General features: G+C 62.9%; 13 protein-coding genes. 3 read left to right on the plus strand and 10 right to left on the minus strand.

Going from position 1 to position 13570, the window contains the following annotated elements:
• Nucleotides 1–2 precede the first annotated feature (2 nt).
• The 3 genes from BSY239_RS13670 to BSY239_RS13680 are packed head-to-tail and all read left to right on the plus strand — an operon-like array spanning nucleotide 3 to nucleotide 2181.
• Nucleotides 3–866, plus strand: coding sequence for an SDR family oxidoreductase (locus tag BSY239_RS13670; protein WP_008905438.1), 864 nt, complete (start codon nucleotides 3–5; stop codon nucleotides 864–866).
• The gene (locus BSY239_RS13675; RefSeq protein ID WP_056278294.1) at nucleotides 863–1741 is read left to right on the plus strand and encodes an SDR family oxidoreductase; all 879 of its coding nucleotides are present in this window, start codon (nucleotides 863–865) and stop codon (nucleotides 1739–1741) included. Before BSY239_RS13670 ends, BSY239_RS13675 begins: the two co-directional genes overlap by 4 nt.
• On the plus strand, nucleotides 1738–2181 hold the full coding sequence (locus BSY239_RS13680; RefSeq protein ID WP_069047301.1) for a PaaI family thioesterase: 444 nt from the start codon (nucleotides 1738–1740) through the stop codon (nucleotides 2179–2181). Before BSY239_RS13675 ends, BSY239_RS13680 begins: the two co-directional genes overlap by 4 nt.
• Before the next feature lie 164 nt (nucleotides 2182–2345).
• Here BSY239_RS13680 and BSY239_RS13685 read toward each other — a convergent pair whose 3' ends face one another.
• From BSY239_RS13685 to BSY239_RS13730, 10 genes are all read right to left on the minus strand, one after another.
• Entirely contained in the window at nucleotides 2346–3446 is a 1101-nt protein-coding gene (locus tag BSY239_RS13685; RefSeq protein ID WP_056278300.1) for a CaiB/BaiF CoA transferase family protein, read from the minus strand.
• A gap of 47 nt (nucleotides 3447–3493) precedes the next feature.
• The gene (locus BSY239_RS13690; protein WP_086124714.1) at nucleotides 3494–4354 is read right to left on the minus strand and encodes an ABC transporter ATP-binding protein; all 861 of its coding nucleotides are present in this window, start codon (nucleotides 4352–4354) and stop codon (nucleotides 3494–3496) included.
• The gene (locus BSY239_RS13695) at nucleotides 4348–5577 is read right to left on the minus strand and encodes an ABC transporter substrate-binding protein (protein ID WP_056278303.1); all 1230 of its coding nucleotides are present in this window, start codon (nucleotides 5575–5577) and stop codon (nucleotides 4348–4350) included. The genes BSY239_RS13690 and BSY239_RS13695 overlap by 7 nt, the downstream gene beginning before the upstream one ends.
• A 69-nt stretch (nucleotides 5578–5646) precedes the next feature.
• The gene (locus BSY239_RS13700) at nucleotides 5647–6699 is read right to left on the minus strand and encodes a branched-chain amino acid ABC transporter permease (RefSeq protein ID WP_056278306.1); all 1053 of its coding nucleotides are present in this window, start codon (nucleotides 6697–6699) and stop codon (nucleotides 5647–5649) included.
• Nucleotides 6700–6702: 3 nt separating this feature from the next.
• Nucleotides 6703–7590 carry a branched-chain amino acid ABC transporter permease gene (locus BSY239_RS13705; RefSeq protein WP_172823112.1) on the minus strand — a complete coding sequence of 296 codons (888 nt, stop codon included), beginning with the start codon at nucleotides 7588–7590 and terminating at the stop codon, nucleotides 6703–6705.
• On the minus strand, nucleotides 7587–9539 hold the full coding sequence (locus BSY239_RS13710; protein ID WP_236944070.1) for an AMP-dependent synthetase/ligase: 1953 nt from the start codon (nucleotides 9537–9539) through the stop codon (nucleotides 7587–7589). The genes BSY239_RS13705 and BSY239_RS13710 overlap by 4 nt, the downstream gene beginning before the upstream one ends.
• A complete protein-coding gene (locus tag BSY239_RS13715) occupies nucleotides 9536–10336 on the minus strand; it encodes an ABC transporter ATP-binding protein (protein WP_056278313.1) in 801 nt (266 codons plus the stop codon). Before BSY239_RS13715 ends, BSY239_RS13710 begins: the two co-directional genes overlap by 4 nt.
• A 3-nt stretch (nucleotides 10337–10339) precedes the next feature.
• The gene (locus BSY239_RS13720; protein ID WP_056278316.1) at nucleotides 10340–11500 is read right to left on the minus strand and encodes an acyl-CoA dehydrogenase family protein; all 1161 of its coding nucleotides are present in this window, start codon (nucleotides 11498–11500) and stop codon (nucleotides 10340–10342) included.
• 31 nt (nucleotides 11501–11531) lie between these two features.
• Nucleotides 11532–12299 carry an SDR family NAD(P)-dependent oxidoreductase gene (locus tag BSY239_RS13725; protein WP_069047303.1) on the minus strand — a complete coding sequence of 256 codons (768 nt, stop codon included), beginning with the start codon at nucleotides 12297–12299 and terminating at the stop codon, nucleotides 11532–11534.
• A gap of 9 nt (nucleotides 12300–12308) precedes the next feature.
• A complete protein-coding gene (locus tag BSY239_RS13730) occupies nucleotides 12309–13556 on the minus strand; it encodes a thiolase family protein (protein WP_069047304.1) in 1248 nt (415 codons plus the stop codon).
• Between the last annotated feature and the right edge of the window lie 14 nt (nucleotides 13557–13570).

Raw genomic sequence — 13570 nt, forward strand, 5'->3', positions numbered from 1 at the left:
ACATGACAGAAGACACCACCTTCGGCTTCGACGATGAAGCCCTCGCAACCCGCCCCACCGTCTACCAGAGCGGACTCTTCGAAGGCCAGGTGGTGATGGTCAGCGGCGCCGGCAGCGGCATCGGCAAAGCCATCGCCTTCCTGTACGCGCGCCTGGGCGCCAAGCTGGTCATCTGCGGGCGCGACCCAGCCAAGCTAGAGAGCTGCGCCGAATGGCTGCGCCGGCTCGGCAGCCCTGATGTGCTGGTGCACCCCATGACGATCCGTGATCCCGAGCAGGTGGAACAGTTGATCGACGTGGCCTGGCTGCACTTCGGACGCATCGACGTGCTCGTCAACAACGCCGGCGGGCAATTCCCGCAGCGGGCGCTGGACTACAGCGTCAAGGGCTGGAAGGCGGTGATCGACACCAACCTGAACGGAACCTGGTACATGATGCATGCGATGGCGCGCCGCTGGCAGGGCACCGGCACGCGGGGCAACATCGTCAACATCGTCGCCACCTTCCAGCGGGGCATGCCGGGCGTGGCGCACACCTGCGCTGCGCGCGCCGCGGTGACTCACCTGTCTAAAACTGTTGCAGTGGAGTGGGCGCAGCATGGCATCCGCGTCAATTGCATAGCGCCTGGAGCGATCGCCAGCACCGGCTTTCGTCAGTACTCCCCCGAGGCGGTGAAGGCCTTCGCCGGAGCCAACCCGATGAAACATGTCGGTGACGTGCAGGACGTGGCCGAGGCCGCGGTCTACCTCAGCGCGCCCAGCGGCAAGTTCGTCACCGGCGAACTGCTCACGGTGGATGGCGGCGGCGTGCTCTGGGGCGAAGTCTGGACCATCGCCAAACCCGATTACTTCAAGGTGAACACATGAATTCGGCTGACTCGCAACACCCCAAGTTCGGCCCGGGCGACGAGGCCCTGGCCGCACTCCCGACGGTCTATCGCGACGACCTTTTCGCCGGCAAAGTGGTGCTGGTGTCGGGCGCCGGCAGTGGCATCGGCAAGGCGATTGCCTTCCTGTTCGCGCGGCTGGGTGCCACGCTCGCCATCTGCGGGCGCAAGGCCGACAAACTCGAGGACTGCGCCGAAAAACTGCGCGCGCTGTCGGGCCGTGAGGTAATCACCTACCCGATGACCATCCGCGACCCCGAGCAGGTGGACGCCATGCTCAGTGCCGTGTGGGAACGTTTGGGCGGCGTCGACGTGCTGGTCAACAACGCTGGCGGCCAGTTTGCCGCCCATGCGATGGACTTCAACGTTAAGGGCTGGAACGCGGTGATCGACACCAACCTCAATGGCAGCTGGTACATGATGCAGGGCGCGGCCAGGCGCTGGGTGGAGCAAGGCCGGCCCGGCAACATCGTCAACATCACCGCCGCCATCGACCGCGGCCTCACGGGCATGGCGCACACCACCGCCTCGCGCGCGGGCGTCATTGCGCTGTCCCGCACGCTGGCCATCGAGTGGGCAGAGCACGGCATCCGCCTGAACTGCATTGGCGCCGGCGCCATCGAGAGCAACGGTTTCAACAACTACCGCGAGGAAAACGTTTCCACTTTCTACTCGTGCAATCCGATGAAACGGGCCGGCGACGTGCAGGACATCGCGGAGGCGGTGGTCTACCTCGCCGCACCCTCGGGCAAGTTCATCACCGGCGAGGTGCTCAACGTCGAAGGCGGGATGCTGCTGTGGGGCGAGTTCTGGCCAGCCGGAAAGCCCGACTACTTCAAGGTCGATCAAGAGTGACCTCGCAGCCTCCTCTTCCGTCGGCAACGTACTCCCACGGGCCTTTTCAGCAGCTCGTCGGGTACGACATCCTGCACAACGAGCGCGGCCTGTATTTCCGGCTGCCGATCCGGCGCGACCACCTCAACCCCCACGGCGTGCTCCACGGCGGCGTGCCCCTGACCTTGCTCGATGCGGTCGGGGGCAGAACCCTGATCGACCGGCCGATCCCGGGCAGCGGCCAGTTCATCCAGTCGTCGGTAACGGTCACGCTCACTGTGGATTTCATGCGTGCGGTCGGCACAGGAATCCTGTTTGCATCGGCAACGCCTGACCACATCGGCAAGACGGTGGCCTATGTGTCGGTGAAGGTCACGCTCGACGCACTCGACGGAGACATCGTGTCGCGCGGCATCGGCACCTACCGCATCTACACCAAGTCACTGGTCAAAGCGGTCTGATCGGTGCTCGGCGGAGACCGCCCGGCAAAGCACTGCGGCTCAATGCAAATGATCATCGGGCGGCGGAAGGATTTTCAGCTCGCGGTTGATGCGTTCGATTTGGTCGGGCTGAAACTGCGTCGAATGCCTGTGGTCCATTTTCCCCAGCCCCCACCATTCTTCGACTACAAGAGTTCGTCGTCGTGTTCGCCAATGAACGGCGCGGGGCTTGGGCGATCAGTCACCGTCCGGCTGAACCTCGGTGCCGGTGAAGGTTGGAGCACGCCGTCTCGCTCAAAGAAAGTGCCGCGCGCACTGTTGTGTGGATGATGTGCAGCCTCTTCCAGAGTCAGCACCGGTGCAAAGCACACGTCGGTCCCTTCCAGCAACGCACACCAGTGCGCTCTCGGCTGGATGCGGAAGATGTCGGCGATCTGGCGTTTGAGCGTCGGCCAGACGGCCGGATCGCGTTGCCGTTGAAACTCGGGATCGTTGATGCCCAGCTTCTCCAGCAGCAACACATAGAATTGGGGTTCCAGTGATGCGATCGAGATCCATTTCCCGTCAGCGCACTCATAGGTGTCGTAGAAATGCGATCCGCCATCCAACAGATTGGCCTGCCGTTCATTCTTCCACATTCCCAGCGCTTTGAGGTCGCAGACGATGGAGGTCAGCAGCGCCGCGCCGTCGGTGATCGCAGCATCGACCACCTGACCACGGCCAGAGGTGCGCGCTTCAAGCAAAGCGCAAACGATGCCAAAGGCAAGCATCATGCCGCCGCCGCCCAGGTCGCCGACCATCGCCGGCGGCGCGACTGGCCCGCCGTCCGAGCGGCCAATCATGCTGAGCGCGCCCGACAGCGCGATGTAGTTGATGTCATGACCGGCGGCCTGCGCGAGCGGGCCGTCCTGGCCCCAGCCGGTCATGCGCCCGTAGACGAGTCGTGGGTGGCGTGCCAGCAGCACGTCTGGGCCCAAACCCAGCCGCTCCATCACGCCCGGGCGAAAACCTTCAATGATCGCGTCGGCCCCGTCGACAAGTGCCAGCACCCGCTGCACGTCTGCGGGCGACTTCAGGTCGACCGCCACCGAACGGCGACCGCGGTGCAACACGCTGCGCCGCCCACTGGCAAGGAAGGTGCCATCTCCGCGGTCTTTTCCCTTGTCGGCCTTGCGATCCAGGCGGATCACGTCGGCGCCCATGTCGGACAGCAACATTGCGCAGAACGGTCCGGGGCCAATGCCGCCGAACTCGATCACTTTCAAACCTTGCAAGGGACCACTCATTTGTTGTTGCTCCTCAAACCGAACTAAAACCACCAGCCAACCGACTGCTACCCCAACCAGCGCTTGCGTCGCTTGTAGTGCTTTACCTCGCGAAAGCTCTTGCGCACCCCCTCGCGGTCCAGGCCGAGATAAAACTCGCGCACATCCTCGTTGTCGCGGAGTTCCTGGGCCTGCCCCTCCAGCACGATGCGACCGCTCTCCATGACATAACCATAGTCGGCGATCTCCAGGGCGACGCGTGTGTTTTGCTCGACGATGAGCAGCGACAGCCCCTGCTCACGCAGGTGGCGCAGCACGCTGAAGACTTCCTCGACCATGCGCGGCGCCAGCCCGAGTGACGGCTCGTCGATCAGCATGAGTTTGGGCTCGGCCATGATTGCGCGCCCGATCACCAGCATCTGCTGCTCGCCGCCCGACAGATAGCCGGCCGTGCGTTTTCGCAGTTCGGCCAGGCGCGGAATCGCTTCGTACACGCTGTCCATCGCCTGGCGCATCGCCTGCGCCGATGGAAACATGTGGCCGCCGATGATGAGGTTTTGCTCGACCGTCATGTGCTGCAGCACGCGCCGCCCTTCCATCACATGAACCAGACCACCGCGCACCACGGTCGCCGGATCGTGCCCCTGAATCGGTCGGCCGTCGAAGGTGATCGACCCGCCCGAGACGCGGCCATCTTCCGAGTCAATGACGCCGGAGATGGCTTTCAGGGTGGTGCTCTTACCTGCGCCGTTGGCGCCCAGCAGCGCCACGCACCCGCCTTCGGGGACCTTCATCGACACGCCCTTGAGCGCCAGGATCACCTCGGCATACAACACCTCAACGTTGGATAGAGTCAGCACCGCCGGATCGGCAGCCGCATGGGGCGTGGTCCGTTGATCCGGTGCTGCAGCAATGGCTGAATTCACCATTTAGGCACCACTGGCACGTTCACATCGGCTGCAGCCCGAACGACCTTGCCGTCCTTCATGGTCGCGATGTTGACCTTGGCGGTGCCGGTGGGAAAGGGGGTGTCGTTGCTGAAGTCCACGCCTGGCAGTATGCCCATCAGGTCGTTGCTGGTGAACTGGCTGTTCATCAAGGTCTCGCGCACCGCTTCGCCAGTGACTTTGCCGGCACCCTTGGCCTTGATGGTGGCCTCAATCGCGCGCACTGCCACGACGCTTTGGCCCAGGCCCATGATGGTCATGGCATTCCAGCCCGATTTCAGGCCATGCTTTTCCTGCAACATGCTGTAGAACTTGCGTGCGGTCGTGTCGTCTTCGCTGGCATCGGCGATGGCGCCCACTTCGAAATCACCGGCAAAGCCATTCGGGTCGCCCAGTGCCTTAGATGATCCCACCACGCCGTTGTGCAGCGAGAGCATGATCGGGACGTTTTTGCCCAGCGCCTGCAGCGCACGTTTGGTGGCCACGGCCTGGGCGGTGTTGGTCTGGATCACGATCACATCGGTGCCAGCATTGACCAGGCGACGCACCGCCAGGGTCAGGTCGGCCGGTTGCACTTCGGTCCAGATCGCCTCGACGAAGGTGGCTTTGTCCGGGTTGGCCTTGGTGTAGCTTTGCAGGCCCTTGGCCATGTCGGCATAAGCGGGGGTGGCTTCGGAGGTGATGATCGCCACCTTGACAGGGCGCTTGCCATCGAGTTTGGTGGTGCGGAACCATTCCAGGAATCCGCCCGCCTCGTGGGCGTAGGTGGGGCGCAGGTTCAGGGCCCATTGGTTGGGTTTCCAGCCGAAGCCGTAGGTGGCGGTGGCCATGACCATGGGAATCTTGTCTTCCGGCAAGCGCTGCTGCAACGCGGCGGCATCCGGGCCACCGAGGCCGAGCAGGATCGCGGGTTTGACTTCGGCCTTGATGCCGGGCCACAGGCTGGCGGTTTGCGCCACGTCGTAGCGGGTGTCGAAGGTTTTGACGACGATCTGCACGTTGAGTTTGCTGCCGACTTCCTTGTTCCACCACTCGATCACTGCGAGTCGCCCGCCCTGCATCTGGGACATGACGTTGGCGTAGGGGCCGGCGAAGTCGGCAAAGGCGGCCACGTTGATCGTCGTCGATTGCGCATGGGCGGGCGCATTCAGCAGCAGACCAGAGGCCAGGGCGGCCGTGAGTTTGAGAAAGGTATTGCGTTGCATGCTTGTCTCCAATTGTGGTGGTGGTGAGGAAAAGGGGCGGGGGATTGCGACTCGCTGTGCCGGGCGGGCTCAGTGGTGAAACGGCCAGAGCCGGTAGTTGGTTTTCAGGATGTTCCAGCGGTGCATCAGGCCTTTCGGTTCAAGCAGCAGGAACAGCGTGATGATGAGGCCGAGAAACACATTCATGCTGGCGAAGATCAGGTCGCTGCTCAGGCTGGGGATGCGCTCGACCAGGTCGGGCCCGAGGCTGGTGATGGTTTCCTGCACACCACGGATGAGCACGGTGCCTATCAGTGCCCCGACGATCGAGCCGAGCCCGCCGACGATCATCATGGCAATGAACCAGATCGAGTTGAACAGCGTGAACTGATCGACCGAGACGAAGCGCACCTGGTAGGCCCACAGGGCACCACCGATGCCAGCGTAAAAAGCGCCGAGCACGAAGGCGCGCGACTTGGCGCCGGCCACGTCGACGCCCATCATGCCGGCGGCCACATCGTCGTCGCGCACGGCGACAAAGGCGCGCCCGTGGCGGCTGCGCAGGATACCGAAAGCGCCGATGACCATCACCATGGTGACGACAAGAAACAGGTAGTACAGCGAGCGGTCGGTGTTGAACAAAAATGTGCCCATCCGCGCCGGCTCCAGGCTGAAGCCATTCACGCCGCCGAGCCAGGCTGAAGGCAGATTCAGCACAATGAAGTGAAAGATGAACTGGGCCGCGATGGTGGTCAGCGCGAGGTAAAAGCCCTTGATGCGCGCCGCCGTCATGCCAAACAACCAGCCGGCCAGCGCCGCTACCAGGCCCGCCACCGGCACCGCCACCCAGAACGGCAGCCCGGCCTTGACCTCGACCACGCTGGCGGCGTAGGCGCCGACGCCCATGAAGGCGGCCTGGCCCAGGTTGATTTGCCCGGCGTAGCCGGTGGTGATCTGCAGCCCGACCACCACGATGGACGTGACCAGCATCAGGTTGGCTACGGCTACCAGACGCGCCGAGGCGAACCAGGGGAGGAACAGGAGAATTGCGATGAACAGTCCCAGGGTGACCCATTGGGCGCGCGTACGGATCAGCGCGCGGTCGCGCGCATAACTGGTGGAAAAAATGCCGGAGGGATCCATGGGTCAGACTCTTTCAATGCGTTTCCAGCCGAACATGCCGGTCGGACGAACCACCAGCACCACCAGCATGAAGATATAGGGGACGACGGCGGCGGCATTGCCGCCGATCAGCGGGTCGATGTAGGCGGCGGTCAGTCCCTGCACGACCCCGACGATAATGCCCGCCAGCAGCAGACCGCCGATGGACTCGAGCCCGGCCAGCAGGGCCACCGGCAGGGCGGCGAAGCCGATTTCAGAGGACAGGAAGGTCAGCGACTTGCCGCTCAGGTAGACCATCGAAGTGATGACCGACAGAACGCCTCCAAGCGCCCAAGCGAAGGCGATGGAGCGGCGCACGCTAATGCCCATGGCCAGAGCGATCTGGTGGTCTTCGGCCACCGCCGACATCGCCAGCCCGCTGCGACTGCGGTTGAAGAACCAGTGCAGCGCCACGGCCGCCAGCACCGCGATGAGGCCACCAATGGCGAGCGAGCGCGGGATGATCATCTCGCCCAAGATGATTGGCGTGAGGGGAAAGATGGCGGGGAACTGACGCTCCTGCGGACCCCAGATCGCCAGCACCAGTCCACGCATCAGGATCAGTAGCCCGATGGTGACCATGATCATAGAGAACACCGACTCGCCAATCAGGCGCCTGAACAGCAGGCGTTCAATCACTAGCCCGATCAGCACCGAAATGCACAGTGCAACAGCGATGCCCAGCACCGGATGCATGCCGCGCGACTGGATGGCCCACCACAGCAGAAAGGCGCCCAGCACGATCATCTCGCCAATTGCCATATTGAAGACCTTGCTGGCGCGGTAGATGACGACAAAGCCCATGGCCACCAGCGAATACAGCAGGCCAAGCAGCGCGCCGTTGATGGTGTAGTTGATGAATTCGATGATCATGGTGTGTGTGTCTGGTCGATGTCGGTGGCCACCACGGTTGCGCGCAACACGCCCTGGCGGCCGTCCTGGTAGGTCACGGCTATTTCGCAGGCAATGTCGGCGGGACCTGCATACAGTCCGTCAATCAGCGCCCCGTAGCGCACCTCGAGAAACTCTCGACGCAGCTTGCGCGTGCGCGTCAGTTCGCCTTCGTCGGGATCAAGCTCCTTCGGAAAATTGGCAAAACGCACCACCCGCGAGCCTTCGGGCAGCAGTTTGTTGATGCGGCGGATTTCGCCCTGCACCAGTTGCCGCACCTCGGGCCGCTGCGATAGGTCGGTGAAGGTGGAGAATGCGATGCGCCGCTCCTCGGCCCAGCGGCTGGTCACAGCCATGTCGATGTTGATCAGCGCGCCAACCCAGGGCCGGGTGGCGTCGCCCAGCACCATCACGTCCTTGATAAAGGGCGAAAAGCGCAAGCGGGTCTCGATGAACTGCGGGGGATACGGGTGACCGCTGGCGAGATTGACCAAGTGTTCCACCCGGTCGAGGTAGACAAGTTCTCCGCGCTCGGTCTTGCGCACTGCGTCACCGCTGACGTACCAGCCGTCGCGCTGGATGGTGGCGGTTTTCTCGGGCTTGCCCCAGTAGCCGAGAAAGCCGGTACCTCCGCGCAGCAACAGTTCGCCATTGTCCTCAATGCGCGATTCCAGCGGCGCGCCGAAGGCAGGGTCCACATCCAGTAGCGGGCCCACGGTTTCGAGGTCGTAGCGCTCGCCGCGGTGGCCAGCAATCAGACCAAACTCCGAGCAGCCATAAATATTGCGCAAGTGGACGCCCATGGCGTGAAATAAGCGAAACACGTCGGGTGCCATGGCGGTGCCGCCTGAAACCGCGACATCGCTGCGAATAAAGCCGAACTGATCGCGCACCGGGCGCAGGGCCAGCGCCTCGGCCACAGGCAGCAGCAGGCGCGACAGCCACGGTGCCGCGCGCCCTTCGAGTCGCGCCACATGCACGTCATGGCCGATGCGGATGCCCCAGCGGTAGATGCCGCGTGCCATCCAACTCGCGGCGAGCATGCGCGCCTCGATGGTGGCGGCGATGTTCTCCCATTGGCGCGGGCCAAACAGCACGATGTGCGGCGCAAGTTCGCGCACGTTGGGCAAGACCTGGTCGGGGCCTTCCGGGAAGTTGACCACCAGCGGCGTGATCAGCCCGAGGGTCACGCCCAGCAACTGCTCGGTGATCCAGGCCAGCGGCGTGTAAGACAAATATTCCATGCCGGCTTCCAGCGGCAACGCGCTGCTCATCCGAACCGCGTTGTCCATCAGCCAGCGGTGGCTGATCATCACGCCCTTGGGCTTGCTGGTGGTGCCGGAGGTGTAGGTCAGTAGTGCCAAATCGTCCGCTTGGCCGGCGTTAACTTCACGTTCGAAGCGCTGCGGGTGCCTCTCGTGCTGGCGCCGACCTTCAGCGGTCAGGTCATCAAAGGATTGCAGCAGCGTATGCCGGTACGACCACATGCCCGAGTTGTCCCAGTAGGCGATGCCCCGGATGTCGGGCAGCCGCTCCAGCAGCGCAAGCGCCTTGTCAACCTGCTCCTGATCCTGCGCGAAGATGAAGCGGGCCTTTGAATCCTCGCACAGGTAGTGCAACTCGTCGACGGTGGCGTCAGGGTAGACCGATACGATTTTGACGCCCAGTGACTGGGCCGCAAACAGCGCCCAGTAGTGCTCTGGTTCGTTCTCGCCGATCACAATCGCGGTTTCGCCACGCTGCAGGCCCTGCGCCGCCGCGCCAAGCGCAATGCTGCGCGTTCGATCAAACACGTCGGCCCATGTATGGCAGCGCCACATACCTTTGCGCTTGACGCGCTGCGCCAGCAACTGTGGATGTTCCCGGGCGTGGGCGAACAACTTCTGCGGCAGGGTCATGACGACTTCTGGGGCGGGGTCGGTCGCACTCATGCCGCTGCTCCCAAGTAGGCCTGGATCACGGCCGGGTCGGCCTGCACTTGTGCAGGTGTGCCGTCGGCGATCTTGCGGCCAAAGTCGAGCACCGCCACGCGGTCTGCCAGATCCATGACCACCCCCATGTCGTGCTCCACTAGCACAACCGGGATGCGCTTGGCCTCGCGCACGTCTATGATGAAACGGGCCAGATCTTCTTTTTCTTCGGTGTTCATGCCGGCCATGGGTTCATCCATTAACAGAACCTTGGGTTCCATCGCCAACGCACGGCCCAGGTCAACGCGCTTGCGAAGACCGTAGCCGAGCGCGCCTACCGGCTGGTGGCGGATATTCTCAATTTCAAGGAAGTCGATGATTTCCTCGACTGCCTCCCGGTGCAGCGTTTCTTCACGCTGGGTCCAGGGAAAGTAGAGAAATGCCTGCGCCAGATTTGATCGCATCTTGCTGTAGCGGCCGACCAGGATGTTGTCGATCACGCTCATGTTGGAGAACAAATGGGTGCCCTGAAAAGTGCGCACCACGCCTTCGCGCGCGATCTGGTGCACCGCGCGGCCTTTGATGTCTTGACCACGGTAGTGAACGCTGCCTTGTTGCGGCAGGTAGAAGCCGCTGAGCACGTTCATCAAAGAGCTCTTGCCCGCGCCGTTGGGCCCAATGATGGCCAGCAGCTCGTTGTCACGCACATCGATGGCGACCTCGGCCAGCGCGGTGACACCGCCAAAGCGCAAGGTGATGTCCCGCGCCTGCAGCACCGAAGCCTCGCTGGATGGGCTAATCGAGGAGTTAGAGGTCATGGGTTAGGAGAAGGCGTTGATGCCGGTCAAGGCGCGGCCAATGATGAGTTTCTGGATTTCGGTGGTGCCGTCGGGAATCGGCATCATGCGTGCGTTTCTGAACAACAATTCAACGCCGAAGTCTTTGGTAATGCCGTTGCCGCCGTGAATCTGCACTGCTTTCGACGTGACATTGACCGCCATCTCGGTCGCGTACCATTTGGCCATGGCGCTTTGCACCTCGCTGCGCACGCCGTGGTCGATCAGGTTGAAGGCGCGGTAGACCAGCAGACGCGCGGCGTCGAGTTCGGTCGCGGCTTCGGCAAGCATGCCCTGGATCAATTGATGGCCGCCGATGGGCTTGCCATGCTGGCGGCGTTCCTTCGAATAGGCCACCGCCTTGTCGAGCGCCGCCTGTGCGATGCCCACCGAGGTAAGACCGACCATAGGACGCGCTTTCTCGAACAGCACCATGGTGTTCTTCAGGCCGGTGCCGGGGGCTATCATCATGTTGGCGGCCGGCACGCGCGCGCCATCGAAGAACAGCTGAGCGGTCGAGGTGCTGTTGAGCCCGAGCTTGTCGATGTTGCGGCTTTCGTAGCCGTGTTCGGCGCGGTCCACCAAGATCATCGAGATGGCGCCAGAACCTTCTTGTGAGGTACGCACGATGACCATGCAAAAGTCGGAGTAGTGGCCGTTGGATATCCAGGTTTTCTCCCCGGTGACAATGTAGTGGTCGCCATCGCGCTGGGCACGGCAGGTGACTTCAGCTACGTTGGAGCCGACCCCGGGCTCGCTGATGCCGCTGCAGGCAATGATTTCGGCGCGTACCATGCGTGGCAAATATTTCTCACGCATGGCCACGTTCGTGCAGACCTCCAGCGAATAGGCGCCGAGCTGCTGAATCAACAGCGAGATTGCCACGTCGCCGGAGATGCGCGCGAGTTGCTCATACATCAGTGCATAGGTGAGCCAGGGCATGCCCAGACCACCATGTTCCTCGGCAATGATGCCGTTGCCGCCCATGCCGTAGGGCAGCATCTTCTGGAAGATCTCCAGCATCACCTCTTTTTCAATTAGCTTGTCGGGCTGGTAGCGTTCGACAATCGGACGCAGTTCGGTCTCCAGGAAGCGAGTGAAGCCTTCCACGGCCATGCGCTGTTCTTCGGTGGGGAGGAAATTCATGGTGCTGGTCTCGGTGTGTTGTCGGTCTCGTTCAGCGAGTGCTCATGCGTGCACCGGCATCAATGTGCAAACAGGTCGCGTTGATATAGGGGTTCTCGACGATGGAACGCACCAGGTGGGCCAGCTCGCTGGCTTGACCCATGCGGCGCGGGAACAGAATCATGCGGTCAACGATGGCCTGTGCGACCTTCTTTGGCAGGCCCGCGACCATTGGCGTTTCGAACAAGCCCGGCGCAACCGCTACGCAGCGGATGCCCAGACCGGCCAGGTCCCGTGCCACCGGCAGCGTGAGGCCGATCACCCCGGCCTTGCTGGCGGCGTAGGCCGCCTGTCCCATCTGGCCGTCCTGTGCGGCACCGGACGACAGGTTAATGATGACGCCGCGCTCATCACCCTCAGGCTCATTGCGCGCCATCGCCACGGCTGCCAGGCGCAGCACGTTGAAAGTGCCGGTCAGGTTGACGGCAATCACCTTGTCCCACAGTGCCAGGGGAAAGGGTTTTCCATCGGCCACGGTCTTGGCTGCGTCGGGCACGCCAGCGCAGTTGATGCAAATGTGAATGGCGCCAAAACGGGCCAGGGTTGCGTCGATGCCCGCCTGCACCTGTGACTCACTGGTGACATCTACCTGCTCGAACATGGCGGCAGAACCCAGTTCGGTGGCTGCCTGTACACCACGCTCGCTGTCGCGGTCGAACAATGACACCCGTGCGCCGCCTGCGGCGAGCGCATCAACCACCGCGCGCCCCAAGCCTGAAGCACCACCTGTGATGATGGCCACCTTGTCATGCAGAATCATTTTTGTCCTTCAGCGACCGAGGATGGTGATGGCGGCCACGGCTTCTTCAATTCCGAACAGGCCCCCACCGTTTTCTGCGATGGCAAGGCGGGCCCCTTGCACCTGGCGAGCCCCCGCTTCGCCGCGCAACTGCACGACCAGTTCATGCAACTGACCCAGCCCGGTGGCGCCGATCGGGTGCCCCTTGGACTCCAGACCACCCGAGGTGTTGATCGGGATGCGGCCGCCAATCGTGGTGTCGCCGCGCTCGGCGAGTGGCCCGCCTTCGCCGAACGCACAGAAGCCAAGGTTTTCACTCTGCACGATTTCGCCGATGGCGGTGGCATCGTGGACCTCGGCCAGCGAAATGTCTTGCGGGCCAACGGCTGCGAGTTCGTAGGCTTGTTTGGCAGCCTTGACGGTGATGTGTTGATCCAGGTCTTCAGAGCGGCGGGTGCTGCCAGTGGCAATGACCGATGCCAGCACCTTGATGGCGCGCTCACGCTTTGCCATGCGCGCCAATGCTGCCTCGGAACACACGACGACCGCGGCAGCGCCGTCGCTGATGGGTGCGCACATCGGCAGCGTCAACGGGTAGGTGATGGGGGGCGCGGCCAGTACCTCGTCAATGGTGTATGCATTGCGGTATTGCGCCAGCGGGTTGTGCACCGAATGGCCATGATTCTTGGCCGACACGGCGGCAATTTGTCGCTGCGTGGTGCCGAACTCGCGCATGTGAAAGCGACCAAAGGCGGCGTAAATGTCCATGAACAGGCTGTAGGGCGCCTTGGACATGGACCCTTCCGGCGGCTCAATACCGTGCCCCATTTGAAGCAGCCTGCGTTTATTCTCCTCGACCGTGGCCACGTCCCAGGCACCGTCGAAGACGCTGAACATTTTGGCTTTGTCGGCGCAGAACATTTTCTCGGCACCAATGGCCAGCGCGATCTCGCCTGCCCCCGAGCGCACGTACTGCACCGCCAGGTTGAAAGCCGAGCTGGCACTGGCGCAGGCGTTCTCAATGTTGAAGATCGGGATGGACTCGAAGCCCATCGAACGCAACACAACCTGGCCACGGATCATGGTCTGGCCTTCGAGTGCGCCCTGTGTTGCGTTGGAAAAGTATGCCGACTGGATGTCGCTGATGGACAGTCCGGCATCGGCCAGCGCGGCGTTCACGGCAGCGGCGGTCAGTTGCTTGATATCGCGGTCAAGAAACTTGCCGGTCGGCGTCATGCCGACGCCGACTATGTAAACGGCGGCTTGCGGGTTGGTCATGGTAATGCGTCCAT

The organism is Hydrogenophaga sp. RAC07 (assembly GCF_001713375.1).
In the GTDB taxonomy this organism is placed as follows: domain Bacteria; phylum Pseudomonadota; class Gammaproteobacteria; order Burkholderiales; family Burkholderiaceae_C; genus Hydrogenophaga.